Origin of the sequence: Staphylococcus sp. HMSC34G04, from assembly GCF_001838765.1 — a bacterium.
Lineage (GTDB): Bacteria > Bacillota > Bacilli > Staphylococcales > Staphylococcaceae > Staphylococcus > Staphylococcus epidermidis.
In genome coordinates this window covers 51,343-72,014 of record NZ_KV838705.1, presented here as the reverse complement: position 1 = coordinate 72,014, position 20,672 = coordinate 51,343, and the positions used below count along the sequence as shown (strand labels likewise).

At 32.4% G+C, this 20,672-nt stretch carries 18 protein-coding genes, 1 pseudogene and 1 riboswitch; of the genes and pseudogenes, 10 read left to right on the top strand and 9 right to left on the bottom strand.

Going from position 1 to position 20,672, the window contains the following annotated elements; translation table 11 throughout:
* Positions 1 to 201: 201 nt before the first annotated feature.
* Positions 202 to 1,119: a phosphatase PAP2 family protein gene (locus tag HMPREF3241_RS02550; RefSeq protein ID WP_070845716.1), complete on the top strand. Its 918-nt coding sequence runs from the start codon at positions 202 to 204 to the stop codon at positions 1,117 to 1,119.
* Positions 1,120 to 1,210: 91 nt separating this feature from the next.
* On the opposite strand, the gene HMPREF3241_RS13105 is transcribed toward HMPREF3241_RS02550, so the two are convergent.
* The 7 genes and pseudogenes from HMPREF3241_RS13105 to HMPREF3241_RS02520 form a co-directional block, all read right to left on the bottom strand.
* Positions 1,211 to 1,699, bottom strand: a complete 489-nt coding sequence (locus HMPREF3241_RS13105) for a hypothetical protein (protein ID WP_225973797.1) — start codon at positions 1,697 to 1,699, stop codon at positions 1,211 to 1,213.
* Positions 1,700 to 1,714: 15 nt separating this feature from the next.
* Positions 1,715 to 1,933 (bottom strand): annotated as a pseudogene (locus HMPREF3241_RS13340) (nucleotidyltransferase domain-containing protein); the annotation flags it as partial.
* Between the two features lie 71 nt (positions 1,934 to 2,004).
* A complete protein-coding gene (locus tag HMPREF3241_RS02540; RefSeq protein ID WP_070853425.1) occupies positions 2,005 to 2,706 on the bottom strand; it encodes a GTP pyrophosphokinase in 702 nt (233 codons plus the stop codon).
* Between the two features lie 266 nt (positions 2,707 to 2,972).
* Positions 2,973 to 3,386, bottom strand: a complete 414-nt coding sequence (locus HMPREF3241_RS02535) for a DUF2188 domain-containing protein (protein ID WP_002475117.1) — start codon at positions 3,384 to 3,386, stop codon at positions 2,973 to 2,975.
* Between the two features lie 77 nt (positions 3,387 to 3,463).
* Positions 3,464 to 5,377, bottom strand: a complete 1,914-nt coding sequence (locus HMPREF3241_RS02530; protein ID WP_002490644.1) for an FUSC family protein — start codon at positions 5,375 to 5,377, stop codon at positions 3,464 to 3,466.
* 161 nt (positions 5,378 to 5,538) lie between these two features.
* Positions 5,539 to 5,829, bottom strand: coding sequence for a putative quinol monooxygenase (locus HMPREF3241_RS02525; RefSeq protein ID WP_002458192.1), 291 nt, complete (start codon positions 5,827 to 5,829; stop codon positions 5,539 to 5,541).
* A 153-nt stretch (positions 5,830 to 5,982) separates the two neighbouring features.
* Positions 5,983 to 7,257, bottom strand: coding sequence for a pyruvate MFS transporter (locus HMPREF3241_RS02520; protein ID WP_002496324.1), 1,275 nt, complete (start codon positions 7,255 to 7,257; stop codon positions 5,983 to 5,985).
* Positions 7,258 to 7,749: 492 nt separating this feature from the next.
* A riboswitch (TPP riboswitch) is annotated at positions 7,750 to 7,859 on the top strand.
* A gap of 69 nt (positions 7,860 to 7,928) precedes the next feature.
* Here HMPREF3241_RS02520 and HMPREF3241_RS02515 point away from each other — a divergent pair.
* The 7 genes from HMPREF3241_RS02515 (at position 7,929) to HMPREF3241_RS02485 (ending at position 14,452) form a co-directional block, all read left to right on the top strand.
* Complete coding sequence (locus HMPREF3241_RS02515; RefSeq protein WP_079994895.1) at positions 7,929 to 8,528, top strand: thiamine phosphate synthase; 600 nt, start codon at positions 7,929 to 7,931, stop codon at positions 8,526 to 8,528.
* Positions 8,521 to 9,639: a glycine oxidase ThiO gene (gene thiO, locus HMPREF3241_RS02510; protein ID WP_070853424.1), complete on the top strand. Its 1,119-nt coding sequence runs from the start codon at positions 8,521 to 8,523 to the stop codon at positions 9,637 to 9,639. The genes HMPREF3241_RS02515 and thiO overlap by 8 nt, the downstream gene beginning before the upstream one ends.
* Positions 9,623 to 9,823: a sulfur carrier protein ThiS gene (gene thiS, locus HMPREF3241_RS02505; RefSeq protein ID WP_002447125.1), complete on the top strand. Its 201-nt coding sequence runs from the start codon at positions 9,623 to 9,625 to the stop codon at positions 9,821 to 9,823. The genes thiO and thiS overlap by 17 nt, the downstream gene beginning before the upstream one ends.
* A gap of 1 nt (position 9,824) precedes the next feature.
* Positions 9,825 to 10,592: a thiazole synthase gene (locus HMPREF3241_RS02500; RefSeq protein WP_002447124.1), complete on the top strand. Its 768-nt coding sequence runs from the start codon at positions 9,825 to 9,827 to the stop codon at positions 10,590 to 10,592.
* Between the two features lies 1 nt (position 10,593).
* On the top strand, positions 10,594 to 11,592 hold the full coding sequence (gene thiF / locus HMPREF3241_RS02495; protein ID WP_070853423.1) for a thiazole biosynthesis adenylyltransferase ThiF: 999 nt from the start codon (positions 10,594 to 10,596) through the stop codon (positions 11,590 to 11,592).
* Between the two features lie 107 nt (positions 11,593 to 11,699).
* On the top strand, positions 11,700 to 12,314 hold the full coding sequence (locus HMPREF3241_RS02490; protein ID WP_002447122.1) for an undecaprenyl phosphate transporter UptA: 615 nt from the start codon (positions 11,700 to 11,702) through the stop codon (positions 12,312 to 12,314).
* 173 nt (positions 12,315 to 12,487) lie between these two features.
* Complete coding sequence (locus HMPREF3241_RS02485; protein WP_002447121.1) at positions 12,488 to 14,452, top strand: fructose-1,6-bisphosphatase; 1,965 nt, start codon at positions 12,488 to 12,490, stop codon at positions 14,450 to 14,452.
* A gap of 222 nt (positions 14,453 to 14,674) precedes the next feature.
* On the opposite strand, the gene HMPREF3241_RS02480 is transcribed toward HMPREF3241_RS02485, so the two are convergent.
* Positions 14,675 to 16,462, bottom strand: coding sequence for a cation:proton antiporter (locus HMPREF3241_RS02480; RefSeq protein ID WP_002490655.1), 1,788 nt, complete (start codon positions 16,460 to 16,462; stop codon positions 14,675 to 14,677).
* A gap of 347 nt (positions 16,463 to 16,809) precedes the next feature.
* On the opposite strand from HMPREF3241_RS02480, the gene HMPREF3241_RS02475 reads away from it, so the two are divergent.
* Together HMPREF3241_RS02475 and aldA are read left to right on the top strand one after the other, a co-directional pair.
* The gene (locus HMPREF3241_RS02475; protein WP_070853422.1) at positions 16,810 to 17,859 is read left to right on the top strand and encodes a YkvI family membrane protein; all 1,050 of its coding nucleotides are present in this window, start codon (positions 16,810 to 16,812) and stop codon (positions 17,857 to 17,859) included.
* 246 nt (positions 17,860 to 18,105) lie between these two features.
* Positions 18,106 to 19,530: an aldehyde dehydrogenase gene (aldA, locus tag HMPREF3241_RS02470; RefSeq protein ID WP_002486418.1), complete on the top strand. Its 1,425-nt coding sequence runs from the start codon at positions 18,106 to 18,108 to the stop codon at positions 19,528 to 19,530.
* 70 nt (positions 19,531 to 19,600) lie between these two features.
* On the opposite strand, the gene HMPREF3241_RS02465 is transcribed toward aldA, so the two are convergent.
* The gene (locus HMPREF3241_RS02465; protein WP_002490656.1) at positions 19,601 to 20,548 is read right to left on the bottom strand and encodes a metal ABC transporter solute-binding protein, Zn/Mn family; all 948 of its coding nucleotides are present in this window, start codon (positions 20,546 to 20,548) and stop codon (positions 19,601 to 19,603) included.
* Between the last annotated feature and the right edge of the window lie 124 nt (positions 20,549 to 20,672).

Here is a 20,672-nt window from a genome sequence, read left to right as displayed (position 1 = left end):
ATTTAAAACTGATCTTTCTATTTAAATAAGTTTAAACAATTTGAATCACACCAATACGCTTAATAAAAAAATTAATATTATCCTCATACTTAATTAACATTTTCTTACTATTCTTAATACTAGGAAACGACCGTTGCTGATAAATAATTTATACGTTTTGCACAACATCATTTACATTTTCATCATCTAGGGAGGCATTTCATGGTTATTTCAAAAAAATTATCACTTATTACTATAGGTATCTTAATAAGCATTCTTTTAATTTCTCTACTTATTGATCAACCTATCTCACATTATTTCATGAATCAGAATTCAATTTTCGGTACTTTATTTCAAAACTACGGTTTATTTCCACCTACGCTCATATTAATTATTTCAACTGTAATTTTAAATTATTATATTTTTAAGACTTTTAAAAATAAATTAGCAAAAACGTTAACTTTGATTTTATCTTTTATCTTTACGTTGATAAAAACCAATGAATTCGTGTCAGAAACTGCTCAATATATGTTATCTACATCAGAAAACATCAAAAATCATAAGCCAATGGGTATGGCAAATAATGAGGGAAACGCTGGAAATGCTTTATCTTTAGGAATGAGTTTCTTTATTTCTTTGATTATCCTTATAATTATCGCTTTTATTTGTTATCAGTTTTGGTTAAAACATACAAATAACCAAGAACTTAATCATTTATTCAAAGTTTCACTTATTAGCTTTATGATTTTATTTATTGGATTAGAACTCGTTGATAGCTTGAAACATTTGTGGGGACGTTTTAGACCATATGAAATCACTGGCAAAGCCGGACATTTCACTCACTGGCTCACAATAAATGGAAACACTGGACATAGTTCCTTCCCTTCAGGACATACTGGAAATGGTGCATTTCTAATGTTTATCGCATTTTACTTTAAAAAATTACGCACTCAAAAAATAGTATTTAGTATCGGATTATGTTATAGCATTTTAATGGCATTGAGCAGAATTCGTATTGGTGCACATTTCACTAGTGATGTAACAATGAGCTTGCTTATTATGTTTTCACTCATGGTTATTGCAGATTTTATAATCAATAAAGTTAACATCCTGAATAAAATTCATAGTAATAATTCATAGGTTTTAATATGACAGTATTGTCAATTCTATATAAAAATAATCTTACATATACACATTAAAGCTGAATAAATTAACATGACGCCCTGTTATTTTATTCAGCTATTCTTTTATTCATAATAATTTTAACTAGATTTTTATATTCATTGTAATGATTACAGTGATGTTTAATATCAATATATTTTAATACTTCCAAAAAAGAATCGTTTAATATTGCTAATTTTTCATAATACGATTTAGTGTATACTTTATTTAATGTTTCTAACTGCAATTCACTTAATTTACTCCTTCTCCCTTCATATTTAGACCAATCTCCCAAAGAATTGGGTTCTTCAGTCATTTCTAAATACCATAAATGGCAAAGAGAATTAGTCATCATATTAATGGCGTATTGCAGATAAAATAATTCATCTCTTTGATATCTTTTGTAAGACTCTATCAAGTATGCTAAGTACTTATTACAAATATTGCATAACCTTTCACTTGTTATATTAGTCGTAACATCAGATTTCTTCTTTAAATCACTTAAAAAGAAATCTTTATCTTTAACAATCAAAATATTGTTAAACCAAATACTGGGCATTAATTCTTGCTTATAAAATATTAAGACATCAATTTTCAAAAGATTTTCTAAGTGTACTATAGCGAATTCATTAGTCTGATTTTCAACAAATAAAATATTATCAAATAAATTAATAAATTCCTTTAAAATTTTACACTTTTTTTGATTAGCTTTAATTATAATTCTTAAATCTATATCTGAAAACTTGTCCGAATCATTTCGAGCAATACTTCCACCGTAAAATGCTCCGAGTATATCATCATCGTATAAAATGTAACTTTCTATTATCTTTCTATATATTCAATCAACTCACACCTTATAATACGCTACTTCTCTCGATTTGAAATTTCTGAATGTATTTGTTGCATTTTACTTTCTACATTTGTAATTTCTGATGCACATTGTTCTAATAATCCTTTATATTTTTCAGTGTCTGTATCATTTTTATAACGAATTTTGTGTTCTAAACTTGCCCACATATCCATGCCGATTGTACGAATTTGTATTTCTACTGGTGTTACTTCTACTGAATCTGCTAAAAACACTGGAATAGATACGACGATATGTAAACTTCGATAGCCGTTTTCTTTAGGATGTGTGATATAATCTTTACGTTTTAATAATTTAACATCTTCTTGTCTTAATAACATTTTTTCAATGACATAAACATCGTCTAAATAGTTACATACGACACGTATACCAGCAATATCCATAATGTTATCTTTAGCACTTTGTGCACTTACTTCAAATCCTTTACGATTCAACTTTTTAACTAAACTGTGCATTTCTTTTACTCGTCGTTCCATATGATGAATTGGATTGTGTTTATATTGATAGTTAAAGTTATCATCTAAAATACTTAATTTTGTACTTATTTCTTTAAGTGCTGAAGAATATAGGTGGTCCAGTTCCACAAATCCAACTAATGTATTAAATGCTTCATCATCATCTTTAAAATGTTTTAAGCTATTTTTGAATTCGTCTCGTAAATCTTTGATATAAAGTGCAGGCTTTCTCTCTACATACATCTTTCTCAACCTCCGATTTCTTTTCAAACCCATTATAGCGAATTAAAATTTAATATAGAAATTTTATGTCATATTACAGTTGTATCATATATCATTTATATATAAAAAAACTGAGACAACAATAATTGTCTCAGGTAACATTCATTCATGCTTTTAATCATCGATAAGTCAATTTCATACATTTATTAGCTTTTATATTACAATACCAAATGTTTATATGAGTCTATCACTTCAACATATATCCATCGCCATTATTTTGTTTAGAATCACTCATCTTTTCGATGCTCAATCACTTTGGTACCTTTATTTTCTGCGATATGTTGTGCACGGTTAACTGCTTCAGATTTTGTATCAAATGTATCTGAAGCTTGTTTAGCATCTGTAGATTTTACTTTCCATAGTTGATCTTCATAGTATACATGAACATTTTCTTCGTTAAGTTTAGGATTAGCTGATTCATCTTCTTGATGTTGCGTGATATGTTTGTTTTTTAACGTCTCTAATTCTTCTTTTGACGCATGTTGATACCATTTTTCAGCTTGATTTGTAGCAATGGGTATCACATCAGATTCTTTATAGCCATCTTTGAGCATCGCATTACCAATATCAATCGCTTTTTTCCGTTCGAGTTCTTCAAAGTTTTTCCAACTTTGAGGATAATCTTGCATCGTCCAAGGCATCGTCTTACCTCCTCAATAATTTACTACACCTTACCACTAAATTTGTTTAATTAAACAATACGAGACATCTGTACTAATTAATCTTTTGTGATGGCCTGACGTTGTTCAGCACAATTACGTTGTATATTCATAAGGGAAGCACGGATGTAATTGTATTGAGGTAATGCTTGCATGTCTCTAAGATTTAAATCTGCTTGAAATTGGAAATGCTTAGCTATATTTTCAAATACAACTAAATATTCACCCATTAAATCATCATTTATTGTTTGTCGGTGTTTATTATTCATGGCACGCTCTAGCATAAAACTTATTTCCTCTAGAGCAAATATACTTGGATAGTAATACCTTACCGCTTCTTTATTACTAAACAATTCACCATTCGCTGAATTGTAAATCTGTGTCACATTACTGATTTTGACGTTTAAATTTAAACTTTCTACCCTATCACGTTCATTCGTTTCCTGTTTATTTTTTGAAAATAAATAATGAAATAAAATACCTTCTTTACGTACCAATTCGGCAATAGCATCAGATAACATTGAGGATGCAGTTTTACGCGCGAGTATGAATATACCAATAACTGCAATAGCTATACCTATTAGAACGTCAATAATTCGAGTGTATGCTATCTCAATATTTAAATTTTGAGAGGCTAGACCATTGAGCATAATGACCTGTGTCGTAATAAAAATAACTGCAAATGCATAGTTAGATGCCACAAACGCTTCCGTCATCATGGCTGAGAATCCCATAATGATAATAGCGAAAATAGGATCGATATGAAATGCCAAGATTCCCGACAAAACAATAGTCCCTATTATTGTTCCAATACCTCTAGCAATTGACCTGTCTAACGTACGAATCGTTGTCACATTACCTAACATGATGGTATGCGCTGACAATGGCACCCAATACGCTTTTTGAATGTTAAATGCTAGAGCAATAAATATAGCCACTGCCATAATAACTGTATATTGCAAAGCATTTCTAAATACAATTGAGTCGAAAGTTAGATTTTGATATATTCGCTTGCTATATAAAGGCTTACGAATATCTGCTTCATATTTAATTTGATTATCGTTTGCGTGAATCATTTCATCTATTTTCAAAATATGATCCATTAAATTTTGAAATTCTGGTGCCACATCAACAACTTTTGACCACGGTCGATATTGTTTAGGTTGTTGAACACTTTTAATAATATGATCCATCATTTCAACTAAGTCATTTGGTAATGGACGAATATGATTTTCATTGAGTTCTAGTAATTCTGAATATATCCCTTGTGCTGATGTGTGTAATAAAATTAATTTCTGAAACCTTTTACTTAATTTTCCATTACCACCTGATGTTGAAGTAATTAAAAGTTTTTCAGAATTTCTAAATTCTGTAACAGCATTTCGAGCATATGCTTTGAAATCCTCTGGCTCATCAAAATGATGTAGCAAGTTATGTAATGTTTTAAAATCCGCATGAATTGCTCTGTCTTCTGCTTTCTCTTTAGCAAATATGATTGTTAAAATTACTGTTATGGTTGCCAACATACCACCAATGAGAATTGCAGATCCACGTAAAAGCGCTTCTTCTGGGGCTATCGGTAAGTTTATAGATAAGCAAAACGTTACTAAAAAGAATGTCGATGATGGACCAGCGATTTTTAGCGCATTAAACGTATAATATGGGATTGTAACAACAATCAGTAATAGTAATCCAAATAAAATAGGCTGAGATACTGTTAAGGTGCCAAGAATCATGCAAATAGTAAATGATAGTGAACATGTGATGACTGTTTTTAACATAGATTGCGGTGATCCACTAAAAACGTAGACATGTGCTAGCGTACCTGTTGATATTAAAATACCAAACATAGGGAATCCTAATAAGTAACCTATCAATGCTGGTAGTATCATTAAAAATCCTTGTCGTATTCCTTTAGCTATATCAATCTTTGAACGGTCGAAGTGTATCAAAGAGTTAATGATTTGTTGCATCCCAATCTTCCTTTCTCTAACATCCCACAAATTCAATTAAAAAAGGACAGAACATATACTTCATACATTTATTGTTCTGCCCTTCATCAGCATTGTTGAGAATTATGATATTTAGTTATTATTTTATCACATTGTCACTTTAGAGTAAGTACAGATTGTGATTATAATTGAATAGGTTGACTTACATCAATTTGAGGTTCTTCAATTAAATATTGACTAATATTATCACTAAAAACTTTAAAGTGATCTGATTGATTGTGTGCTTGAACCGCTTGTTCGTCTTTATAGTTTTCAACTACGACAAAGACATTTTTCTCAGTTACATCTTCGTAATGATGATAGAATAAATTACCTTCTTCTTTTCTAGAATTTATGACTAATTCCTTCATAAGTTTTAGATAATCTTCTCGTTTATTACCATCAATTTTTAATTTTGCGTTAATAATAATCATTTTAGTCAACTCCTATACATATTAATTATAAGTTTAGCAGTTTATAACTGATTAAAAAAACAATTCGCTTATCGCTTCCATGTTCTATACCACATAATAAAAGAATAAACACACGCAATGATATGAATGTCATTGCATGTGTTTCAAAAAATATTATTTATTAACGTGTTCTTCACTAACAACAAGAGGTTTATCTGGTTTAACGAAGAACCATAAAATTGCTGCTATAATAGCCGGAACGATTAAGAGTTGTAATGTCATTGACCATCCTAAATGATCTACAACAATTCCTGCAAGTAAAGGACTAATAAGTGCGCCAACATTTCCCCATAAGTTCATCCAACCTGACACAGTTCCAGAGAAATTACGACCTAAGTCAGTGGCTGCAGCCCAACTCATTCCCATAGAAATACCTACGCCACCTAAACAAAGTGATAACCAGAAAATGGTTACATATAAGTTGTCTGTATGTACAGCTAAGAAAATTGAAATTGAGAATACCACAAATCCCGCAATGGCAATTACGCCACGTGCAACAAAACGTGATTGACCTGTATTCAAAATCTTGTCTGAAATAGCTCCAGCAAATAAAATTAAGAAGAACATAAATAACCAAGGTAATGCACTGATAGTCATTTCTTTGAAATTCACATGATATTGTTCAGTTAAATATGTTGGTAACCATATTAGGAACAACGCGATAACAAACTGAACTACAAAGTATTGTAATGCGATTGCGTAGAAGCTGAAATGACTTAAAAAACGTTTCCACGGTGGTAAAGATTTCTCAGTTGCGACAATATCACGATTTTGAGTAATAAATCTTTTCTCGGCATCGTTTACCATTTTATGTTGTTCTGGTAAGTCTTTAGCAATAATTGCCCAAAGAACTGCCATTAAAATTCCTACAACCCCGAAAATGTAGAAAACGGCTTGCCAGTTAAAAGCATTGACAATGGCTATTGTAATAATAGGTGCTAAAACTGGACCAAAATAAGAGCCTGCTAACAACGCACTAGATGCACGACCTTTTTCATTTTTAGCGAACCAAAAAGAGTTAAAAACCGCATTGGATGGATACATTGGCGCTTCACCAACACCAAATAAGAATCTAATAAAGTAAAGTAAACCATGATGTTTAATCATCCCTGTTAAGATGGTAAATGCACTCCACCAAACTAAAGCGACAGTAATCATTTTACGTGGTCCAAACTTCTCTGCTAACATTCCCGAAGGTACTTGCATTAATGCATATCCTAGAGAGAAAAATGATGCTAATAAACCAAATTGTGTCTTAGTTAACCCCAAATCTTTCATCATCGGTACTGCAATATAAGATATGTTAGATCGATCCATGTAAGCAATAACCCCAATTAAGAAGAACCCTATTGCAAAATACCAACGAACATTACTACGTTTTTCTTTCATATTTGTTTCCTACTTCCATTTGTATTCTGTTGTTTCTTATTATGATGTCGTTATGTTTCAGAAATCCCCTCTGGTGACTGTTTTAACTTCAATTTTTAAAACAACTATTAAGTTGTAGCGCTACAATTTTTTATTAATATAGCACGTAGTGTAAACGGTTACAATACTTTTTGTGAAATTTTTTTGAACTTTTTAATATTTTTTGTGTATTTTAAGTGCATCTTACACCTTTATATCTTTTACCGCGCCCCTTACACCCTATTCTCACAATATATTAGCAATCATTAGTTATTGATTTTTTAAAGATGGTTTCTAAATATGTACTTGGCCAATAACAGTTAAAAATGATTCGCAAATGATGATAATAACTTTTAAATGAATACGATATCTACAAATTACTTAATAGAAATTGTAAAGAAATTTGAAGTCTTTTATTAAAGGTAGTAAAATATTGTAAACGAAACATTTAATATCTTGTAAATTAATTTCATATTTAACCACTGGAAGTGCCTTTGTTTAAGGCTGAGAGTAAAGAACTGACTTTATAATTCCTGGAACCTGATCCAGTTCATACTGGCGTAGGGAAGTGGCGACGCTCAATTTTATGAAGTCATACTAAAGCTCAACGCTATTTCCCAATTTAAGGGAAATAGCGTTTTTTTATTGTAGAAATTGGAGGGATATTTATATTTATTGCGATTACACATCATAAACAACTGACTAGGGACGATTTACAGCATTTTAAACATATCGAAGAAGCTATTGATGGCTTGTTATTTCGCACTTCCATGAATAACGAAGAAAACAAGGACATGATTCAATCTTTACTTCAATTGGGTTTTAGTAAAGATAAAATAATTATTCACAGTGATACGACACTATTAGAGGAATTAAATCTTAAACGTATTCATTTTAAGAGTAATGATACAACTGCTTTCGCATATAAAGCAGCACATCCTGATATTTATGTAAGTATGTCTACACATGACGTTGAAACAGTAAAACGATGTTATGAAAATAATTTAGATTATGTCTTTTTGGGGCACATTTTTCCAACCGCTTCACATCCAGATACGCCACCACGTTCTAAAAAGACCATTCAACAAGCATTAGATGTTCCTATCCCTATTTATGCTATTGGCGGTATCAATGAACATTCAATTTACAAGATGCCACCTGGATTTAAAGGTATATGTGCCATATCATATTTTAACAATGCTTCACTAGAAGAAATTAAACAATTAAGAAAGGAGTGGTCTACTCATGCATGATGTACTAATCATTGGTTCAGGAGTTATTGGTATGTCAATTGCAAGACACTTCAGTGCAACACACTTAGATGTTGCAGTCATAGATAGAGATGTACCTGGAAAGCATGCGTCATATAAAGCTGGAGGTATGCTTGGCGCACAAAATGAATTTACAAAGGATAGTGACTTGTTTCAATTAGCCATCGAATCTCGTGCTATGTTTCCACAATTAAGTAAATCATTATTAGATGAAACAGGCATAGACATTCAATTTAAAAATTCAGGACTTATCAAAATTGCTAATGAACACGATGATATCTCATCTATAAGACGACAATATCAATTTCTGAATAGTCAAGACCGTAGTGTCAAACAATTATCAGATGATGACTTGCTACAACTTACACATGGTGAAGTTAAACCTTCATACGCGGCCATTCATATACCGCATGATGGTCAAATTAATGCACATCATTACACACTGGCATTATTAGAATCATTGAAGTTAAGAGAGATTAAGCGTTATGCGTCTACAGAGGTCACTTCAATAGAACGGCATAATGGCTATTATTCAGTGAAAACCAATCAATCTTCAACAATTGAAGCGCACAAAGTTATCGTTGCAGGTGGCGCATGGTCTTCACAATTATTAACACAATATCATTTACAACGACAAGTGATTGGCGTTAAAGGAGAAGTCATCTTATTAGAAAATAACGATCTTGCACTTACTGAAACATTATTTATGACTAATGGTTGTTACATCGTTCCAAAACAACCCAATCGTTTTTTAATTGGTGCGACGAGTGAATTTAATAATTATTCTGTCGGTACTACAGATGAAGGTATGGATTGGCTTCTTCACCATGCATATCATCGTGTACCTCAACTAAAAGACAGTCATATACTGAAGAAATGGTCAGGAGTAAGACCATACACTGAAAAAGAAATGCCAGTCATGGATCAAATTGATGATGGCTTATACGTGATAAGTGGTCATTATCGAAACGGAATATTATTGTCACCTATTATCGGTCGTGACATTGCCAATTGGCTACTTTCTGGTATTAAACCATCACGTTATTCAAGTTTTACAGTTACAAGGAGGAATAATCATGAAGTGTATCATTAATGGCGACCTCTTCACTTTCGATCAGGATCAATCGATACAAGAGGTTTTACATTCACTTGAGTTAGACCCAAAACGAGTGATTGTTGAACTAAACAAAGAACTTATCAAGCAAGACAAATATGAAGAATATACTGTAAGAGAAGACGACAGATTAGAATTACTAGAAATTGTTGGAGGCGGTTAATATGTTTAAAATAGGAAATTTAGAATTACAATCTCGTTTACTTTTAGGTACTGGAAAATTTGAAAATGAAGAAGTTCAATCAAAAGCAATTGAGGCATCTGAAACAAATGTACTTACATTTGCAGTAAGACGGATGAATTTATATGATCGTAACCTACCTAACCCACTTGCAAACGTTAATTTAAAAGATTTTATCACTTTTCCAAATACTGCAGGTGCCAAAACAGCTCAAGAAGCTATCAGAATTGCTGAAATTGCTAGTCACGCAGGTGTATGTGACATGATTAAAGTCGAAGTCATTGGCGATGACGAAACATTATTACCTGACCCATTCGAAACATACGAGGCATGCAAAGTATTGTTAGAAAAGGGCTACATTGTTTGTCCTTACATCTCTAATGATTTAGTTTTAGCTCAACGTTTGGAAAAATTGGGTGTACACGCAGTCATGCCACTTGCATCTCCTATTGGCACAGGTAGAGGTATTAATAACCCATTAAATTTAAGTTATATTATCGAAAATGCTAGTGTCCCTGTCATCGTAGATGCTGGTATTGGTTCCCCTAAAGATGCGTGTCATGCCATGGAGCTTGGCGCAGATGGTATTTTACTCAACACAGCCATTTCAGCAGCAAAAGATCCTGTGAAAATGGCTGAAGCAATGAAATTAGGTATAAATGCCGGCAGACTTTCATATGAAGCTGGACGCATTCCTGTTAAGTATACTGCACAAGCATCTAGTCCATCAGAAGGTTTAGGGTTCTTGTAAAATGTCGCGTTATGAACGTCAAACACGCTTTGCACCATTTGGAGAAGAGGGACAGCAAAAGCTATCTACCTCTCAAATACTTATTTTTGGTGCTGGTGCTTTAGGAAGCCATATTGTAGATCAACTCGCACGCATGGGGGCTCATCATATTGCAATCGTCGATATGGATATTGTTGAAATTTCAAATTTACATCGACAAACACTCTTCGATGAAGAAGACGCACATACTTTAATATCCAAAGTAGAAGCAATCAAGCATAAGGTTAATCAAATTAATACAAATGTCAATCTAACAACTTATGATTTAGAAGTTACTTCATCAAATATCGAAAATTTAATAAAAAATGTCGAACCAGACATCATCATTGATGGCATGGATAACTTCAAAATACGATACCTGATTAATGAGGTTTGTCACAAGCATCAAATCCCATGGGTTTATGGTGCAGCTGTTGGTAGTAAAGGATCAGTATATGGAATAGATCACCAAGGACCATGTCTAAAATGTTTATTGCAAACAATTCCTGACACAGGGGAAAGTTGCGCTATTAATGGCGTACTTCCCCCTGTTATATCAATGATTGCAAGCTATGAAGTAGCAGAGTCCGTACGTTATCTTTCAGGAAAAGGATTTTCTAAGCAATTAATCACTATCGATGCATTTAATATTAATTATAAGTCAATGAATGTAGATGCACTCAAAAATAAAGATTGCCCAGTGTGTGAAAAACATGAATATACGTTACTAGAAAGCCAACAAGAACGTACCATTGAGGACTTGTGTGGGAATGCTTATTTATTTAGATTCCCACCTAAAGCTTTTAAACACGCTGCCCATTTCCCTGGAAATATGGTGAAATCTACTTCCTTTGCCAAATTAATTCAATATCAAACTTATGAATTCACCTTGTTTAAAGATGGTCGTATGAATGCATATGGTATACACAATGATGAAGAAGCACATCATCTATACAATACGTTGTTAAAATCCATACGCTAATTAAAGTAAGATTGTTACCCTTTCAACCTGTTTCTTGTTAAAATAACTTATACTTAACATCAAGTTTACGACAACTCGATTAATTTAAAAGGAGAAACTAACGTTGTATGGAACAAATTATCACTGATTTTATTAGTAAGTGGGGTTATACAGCGATATTCATTTTAATCTTATTAGAGAACGTATTACCTGTCGTTCCATCTGAGATTATTTTAACTTTTGCAGGGTTATTATCTGTGAAATCACACTTATCTATTTGGACATTATTAATCATAGCAACAATTGCTTCATTCATTGGTTTACTCATTTTGTATTATATTTGTAGACTTATCTCAGAAGAGAAATTATATCGTTTCGTTGATCGACATGGTAAGTGGATGAAGTTAAAAAGTAAAGATTTGAAACGGGCAAATGATTGGTTTAAAAAGTATGGTGCATGGGCTGTATTTTTATGTCGTTTTGTCCCGGTACTTCGAGTATTAATTACAATACCTGCTGGCATTAATCGAATGAACGTTATACAATTTACAACTTTATCTTTAATAGGTACTACAATTTGGAATTTTGCTTTAATACTGCTCGGTCGTTTGCTCAGTGACAGTTTTGACGCTTTGATGAATGGTATTCATACATATTCACGTATTATGTATATCATTATTATTATTGCAGTCATATATTTTGTCATACGTTATTTAATGAAACGTCGTCGCAGTGTTAAATAAATGTTGTGCTAAGTTTTCCGTTTCTTAACGGTTAACTTAGCTTTTTTATTAATTTTAATTTTATGATACGCAATTATTGAAAATTAATTGGTTTTTCAAGATAATCTATGTAAGCGCATTATTATAAATAATCGTATCGTTAGGTCGGAAAATATAATTAGAGGTGACTATGCATGACCCATATTACAGAAAGTGAAATGAAAGAAAAATATCTAGATTTACTCTCACAAAAATTTGACAGTGCAGAAAAACTTGCTACTGAAATTATTAACTTAGAGTCAATCTTAGAATTACCTAAAGGGACTGAACATTTTGTCAGTGACCTTCATGGTGAATACGAATCTTTCCAACATGTTTTAAGAAACGGATCTGGAAATGTGCGTGCTAAAATTAATGATATCTTCAAAGATAAATTATCCCAGCAAGAAATCAATGACTTAGCAGCATTAGTATACTATCCGGAAGAAAAACTAAAATTAGTTAAAAATAATTTCGATTCTATCGGAACATTAAATATTTGGTATATTACAACCATTGAACAATTAATTGATTTAATTACATATTGCTCATCAAAATATACTCGTTCAAAATTGCGCAAAGCATTACCTGAACAATACGTTTATATTATTGAAGAGTTACTTTATAAGAGCAATGAATTTCATAATAAAAAGCCTTATTATGAAACACTAGTCAACCAAATTATTGAATTAGAGCAATCAGATGATTTAATCATTGGCCTTTCCTATACTGTACAACGTCTTGTCGTAGACCATCTTCATGTCGTGGGTGATATCTATGACCGTGGTCCCAAACCTGATAAAATTATGGATACATTAATAAATTATCATTCTGTAGATATCCAATGGGGAAATCATGATGTATTATGGATTGGCGCCTATGCTGGTTCAAAAGTATGTCTTGCGAACCTACTACGAATCTGTGCACGTTATGATAATTTAGATATTATCGAAGATGCATATGGCATCAATCTACGTCCTTTACTTACGCTTGCTGAAAAGTATTACGATGCTGAAAACCCAGCGTTTAAACCTAAGAAACGACCAGATAAAGACGTCAGTCTTACAAAGCGCGAAGAAAGTCAAATCACAAAAATTCATCAAGCAATTGCGATGATTCAATTTAAACTTGAAATGCCTATTATTAAGCGTCGTCCTTCTTTTGAGATGGAAGAACGTTTAGTTTTAGAAAAAATAGATTATGATAACAATGAAATCACTATATATGGTAAAACATATCCGCTTAAAGATACTTGTTTCCAAACTGTAGACCCTAATAATCCCGCTGAATTACTAGCAGAGGAAAAAGAAGTCATGGATAAGCTATTACTTTCATTCCAACAATCTGAAAAATTAAGACGTCATATGTCTTTCCTTATGCGAAAAGGAAAATTATATCTACCATATAATGGCAACCTTTTAATTCACGGTTGTATTCCCGTCAATGAAAATGGAGAAATGGAATCATTTGAAATTGAAGGTGAACGTTTAAGTGGTCGTGATCTACTCGATGTTTTTGAATACCATGTAAGAAGAGCTTTCGACCATAAAGAATCTACCGAAGACATATCTACAGATTTAGTATGGTATCTTTGGACAGGTAAATATTCATCTTTATTTGGTAAACGTGCCATGACAACGTTTGAACGTTATTTTATAGAAGATAAAGCATCTCATAAAGAGGAGAAAAATCCTTATTATTACTTACGTGAAGATGTTGATATGATACGTAAAATGTTAAAGGATTTTGGTCTTAATCCAGATGAAGGACGTATCATAAATGGTCATACGCCTGTTAAAGAAATTGATGGTGAAGATCCAATTAAAGCTGATGGTAAAATGTTAGTCATAGATGGAGGATTTTCAAAAGCTTATCAATCAACAACTGGTATTGCCGGATACACACTTTTATATAATTCATTTGGTATGCAATTGGTCGCACATAAAGAGTTTAATAGAAAAGAAAAAGTGTTATCAATGGGGGCAGATGAATTGTCAGTAAAACGCGTTGTAGATGAAGAATTGCAACGTAAAAAAATTAGAGATACCAATATCGGTAAACAACTGCAAGATCAAATTGATATCCTCAAAATTTTAATGCACGACCGATATTTAAAATAATATCTTTAAACATATTTAGTAAGTTGATGTGTAATAACATATCTTATCTCCTAATAACTTAAATTAAAAGCGCCCGTACATACACTCATGTACAGGCGCTTAATTCATGTGCTAAAGTATACTATGTTTTATTTTAAATTAATTAATGGTCACGTCATTGATTATCTTTTCATAAAACAAATTAATTTTTGAAGTATGGCTTTTTATAACTTACGCAACACATTAAGTTAAATAAGCATTTTTTAAAATACCATAAACACCTGTTTCATGTTCAGGTATATCTCTATTACTTCGTTTAAACGTCACTTCTTTATCCTCATTGATATGATAGATTAACATATCATTTTCCGTAATTTTTTCATAATCTTCTGCCGGTACTTCAACAATATTATGTTGTGTAATAAATTGATTAAACCAACGTGGGGTATGATTTTCATCAAATAATATATGATTTCTAATTGGACCATTTAAATTGTTTCGTGCTTGCTCATCATTAAAAGATACTGGCATCATATCTACATTATTCAAGCCAAATTCAGGTACCAATTCATTAAATGCTAAACTGTTAAAGATAAACGATTGTGTCATCAAAATACATTTATTATAGCGTAATAAATCAGAATAAATTCTATCATTACTAGATAAAAGATTACCTTTAAATACTTCGAACCCCGCTTCGTGGGCTTTTTCTGATGTGTTTTCAAATAAGTTGAACATCATGACGGGTATACCATGATCCCTTAGATTAATGCCGAGATGGAATGAAAATTCACTTTCTCCGACGATGATTACGCCAGGTGGCTCTGTACTTGCTACACCGAACAGTTTACTTAAAGGTGTAAAACCAAATCCATAAATGACTACAGTGATAAATACAAGACCAAAGGTTACTGGTGTAATATATTGAGCCATAGGAATTTTATCGTCCATAAATAAACTTGAGAAGAATTGTGCCACTGTTAAAACCACAATACCTCTAGGCGCCATTAGTGCTACTACTGCACGTTCCTTTTTAGTTATTTCAGTACCTAATGTTGAAAGAAGCACTGAAATTGGTCTTACTAATACAATCATAACCAAACTAAAGAGTATGAGCTGCCAAGATAACACATTGAGCAACACATCTTTAGTTAAAGAGGACGTAATTAAAATAAATACAGTACTCACAAGTATAGAAGATGCATTATCTATAAAGTGGTCTGATTCTTTAAAGATGAGATCATGACGTTTTTTACGCGCCATCATTAAGCCGAAAATTGTTACAGCTAGTAAGCCTGATTCTGATAATATCTCATCGCAGATACTAAATGTTAAAAGAATAAATACAAACTGAATGGGTGGCATTAAACTTTGAGGAATTTTATCTTGACCTATAAGCCAATTAAATAGAAAGGCTGCACCAAAACCTATTAAAATTGCAGCTAAGAGTTTCAAGATAAAGAGAATAATAACAACAAAGCCTATCCCTTCCTCAAAAATCTGGAATACATAAAATGCTGTGAGTGCAATAATAGGTCCAATAGGATCCAATATAATACTTTCCCATCTTAATACTGAATCGACATTTCTTTTTACTTTCGCTTGCTTTAATAAAGGTTGAATCACAGTTGGACCAGTGATTAAAAATAGACCCCCAATCACAAACGAAATGGATAAAGGGAAACTCATTGTTATATGTAAAGCAATCGCTCCTAAAATCCACGCAATCCCTGCACCTATAGTTATAATTCTTATAACAGCTTTAGAAATGCCTTTTAATTCTCTAAAATCTAGATTACTACTACCTTCAAATAAAATAATTGCTACAGCAAGAGATACAATTGAACTAAATGCCTCAGGTCCAAGTGCCTCTTTTGGATTTGCTAATCCAAAAATAGGTCCTACGAGTAAACCTACGATGGCCATGACAACAATCGACGGCCATTTTATTCTACTCGCTAACCATTGACTAAAAATGCCTAGTGCTAAGAACAATACAATCGTTAGCATCACGGGCAATTCCAATGACATATTAAACACCTTCTTTATTTCCAATTCGATTTATATACTTAATATTGACCTATACTACCAAAAATGATTTGCAATTGCATTATGATTTGCTTAAAGATAATGTAAACATTTAAATGAAATATATGGATTTAGGTTAGATGGTACTTGACTATACGCACTTATCTGCCATCTTATTTAATCATACCACACTTAAACGTACACCCTATTTATACAATAGTACATATGTGGCGAACTTTACTGTTTATTTTTTCGGTAAAATCATCTAAAATAGATTAATGTAATTTTTAAAATTTTTGTAAGAAAAATTAATCTAACTTGGATAGCACCTGAAGGGATTTGTTTATTAAATGAGCAATGTTAAAGAATCCATCATTGTTGCCTTCGCCTTTGTAGGCGTTGTAGTTGGAGCGGGATTTGCGACAGGTCAGGAAATTTTTCAATTCTTCACTAGTCATGGTATTTACAGTATTAGCGGTATTTTTATTACTGGACTTATCATAACTCTTGGAGGAATATTCGTATTAAATACTGGCTTTCGTCTTAGATCTCAAAACCACTCCGAATCTATTCGCTATTATCTACATCCAACAATAGCTAAATTATTTGATATTATACTTACAATATTTTTATTTTCTCTAGCAATTATTATGACAGCCGGCGGAGCATCAACTATAAATGAAAGTTTTGGTTTGCCTTTTTGGTTAAGTTCTCTCATTTTAGTAATACTTATTTTGTTAACATTATTTCTAAAGTTCGATCGTCTCATCGCTGTTTTAGGAGGAGTAACACCATTTCTTGTGGCAGTCGTAGTAATGATTGCAGTGTATTACTTTATTACTGGTGATTTAAACTTTAGTGACGCCAGTCAATATTCAAATCAAAATAAGTCGATTTCTCCTGGTTGGTGGTTTGACGCAATTAATTATGCTAGCTTACAAATTGCTGCTGCATTTAGCTTTTTAACTGTAATGGGCGGTAAGCTACGATATCAATCGTCCACAATTTTTGGTGGACTTATCGGTGGTATTATTGTGACTTTACTATTACTTTTGATTAATTTTGGTCTTGTTACAGAATTTAATCAAATTAAAGAGGTAGCATTACCATCATTGCTACTTGCTAAGCATATTTCTCCATCCATTGGTATTATCATGTCTGTCATTATGGTTTTAGTCATATACAATACAGTAGTAGGTTTAATGTACGCCTTTGCATCGCGCTTTAGTCGACCGTTTACGAAACGCTATTATATTCTTATAGTTATGATGGCGATAATAACATTTGCTTGTACTTTTGTGGGATTCATTTCTCTCATTGGTAAAGTATTCCCTATCATGGGACTTTTTGGTTTTATCTTATTAATTCCTGTGATATACAAAGGAATTTTACGAAAATAATAATCTTAGCCTAGGACAAATTGTCTTAGGCTTTTATATTGTCAATAAGGTAAAGAGTTAAACACATACTAAACAAATTTTAATTCTATTAGCACTTCCTGTGTAAGTTAACCAATCTATTTAAACACTATTCACCTTCTTAATAGTTGCTCATTTTCTTGAAGTTCAGGAGAATTTTAATATAAATAACGCAATTTAAATTTAAAACTGATTTTTCAGGGAATACTTCTAATGGAGGTGTTTAACATGACAAACCAATTATTTATTAACAATGAATTTATAGAAAGTCAGTCTAAAGAAACAATGGATGTCATTAATCCAGCTACTGGAGAGGCATTTGATACTATCACTCTTGCAACTGAAGAGGAAGTAAACGACGCAATTGAAAAATCTCAACAAGCACAACTTGAATGGGAGCGCGTGCCTCAACCTACACGTGCAGAACATGTTAAATTACTTATACCTTTATTAGAAAAAAATCGCGATGAAATAGCTCAATTATACGTAAAAGAACAAGGTAAAACTTTAGCGGAAGCGTATGGAGAAATTGACAAATCAATCTCATTTATCGATTATATGACAAGTCTGAGTATGTCAGATAAAGGACGTGTTCTACAAAATAGTATTGCAAATGAAACGATTCAAATTATCAACAAACCTATCGGAGTTACTGCTGGTATTGTGCCATGGAACGCACCGATACTTGTCCTTATGCGAAAAGTCATTCCAGCTATAGTAACTGGTTGTTCAGTAGTGATTAAACCTAGTGAAGAGACAACGTTACTCACTCTTCGATTAGCTGAATTATTCAGAGCATCAACTATACCAGCAGGGTTGATTCAAATTGTTCCTGGCACTGGAGAAACAGTAGGTACACAATTAGCTTCGCATAAAGACATTCAACTTATTTCTTTAACTGGAAGTATGAGAGCTGGTAAGTCTGTTTACGAAAATGCTGCTCAAACTGTAAAGAAAGTAAATTTAGAATTAGGTGGAAACGCACCAGTCATTGTCACATCAAATGCCGATTTAGATAAAGCAGTTGACTATATTGTGACAGCCCGTATAAATAATGCAGGTCAAGTTTGTACGTGCCCTGAACGTATCTTTGTACATGAAGATGTCCACGATGACTTTTTAAATAAAGTAACTTCCAAAATGAAAAGCTTAACTGTTGGAGATCCATTTGAAGAAAACACCGATTACGGCGCAATTATTAACCAAAAACAACTTGATAGTATTCATGACAAGGTCCAAGATGCTATTAAAAATGGTGCAACATTGATGACTGGTGGACATCAATTAAAACGCCATGGTTTCTTCTACGCACCAACGGTATTAGATAACGTTAGAAAAGACGATAGTGTCTTTAAAGATGAAATTTTTGGTCCTGTTCTTGCGATAACAACATACCGTAATTTTGAACAAGTGATTGAAGACGCTAATGATACAAACGCCGGCTTATCTTCTTATATCTTCTCTGAAAATTTAACAGAAGTAATGACAGCAACCGAACGTCTAAAATTTGGTGAAGTATATGCAAATTGTGAGGCTGAAGAAGTCGTTAATGGCTATCACGCAGGTTGGCGTGAATCAGGCTTAGGTGGCGCTGACGGTATTCACGGTTTTGAAGAATACTACAATACCACTGTAAGTTATATCAGATACTAATGTAATCATTATCATATAACTAACGGGATGGGTTTAACGTTTTATTTAGAACGTTAGACCCACCCCGTTTTTAATTATTGAGTGCGCGATTTAATACGTGAATGTTCTTTTTCATTAATGATTGGTATGAAATTGAATCATCATTTTGCTCCTCTTTAGTCAATACAGCTAAATTATGAAAACTTAATGGTTTCGTATCTGTTTCTTTCTTAATAACATCTGTAATTTTGGAGGTAATATTTTGTTCATATAAAACATAAGGCGCGTGTGAATGCTGTATATCTTTAACGATATTCAAAATCTCTTTTTGACTAGGTTCTTCATCATTCATACCTTTAACACCTTGTTGTTTAAAACCATAACGATGCGCTAAATATCCTAGCGAATCGTGTGATATCACAACTTGATCTCTTTTAGAATGCTTCGTTATTGATTGTAGCTGTTGATCAATATGCACAATATCTTTATTTACTATTTTATAATTTTTATTGTAATAAGCTTGATGTTTAGGGTCTTTCTCTATTAATTTCTCTTTAATCATGAAAGCGAATTTTTGATTTAGAACAGGATCTAACCAAACATGAGGATCTTGATTCGATTCTTCATGATGTGAATGATGCTCATGATCTTCATCATGGTCTTTAGAGTGAATAAAATCACTTTGTTTGAGTCCTTCGGCAAGCGCTAATTTCATGCTATTATTGGTCATCGAATTCGTAATCTTTGCAGCGACAGGATCTAATTGATGACTTGAATAGACAAACAGGTCACTTTTGGCAATATCAATCATATCTTTTTGTGTTGGTTCATATGAGTGTAAATCAGCACCAGCAGGATAGATTGATTGCGCGTCAACATATTTTCCACCAATCTGTTGTGTCAAACTTTGAAATGCGTATACAGTCGTGTATACTTTCATTTTATTCTTGTCATTAATACTTTCGCGTTTACGATGATCAAAGCTACTGCATCCGCTTAACATTAAAATGATGATTGACACTATAATTAATTTCTTCAATATAAGTGCTCCCTACTATGACCAATTTATACGCTTATCACTATATCCGTTACATTATAAAAAAGCAATAGTTATCAATATAAATGTAAACTGTAAACCAATTATGTTTGAAAACGTCAAAGCG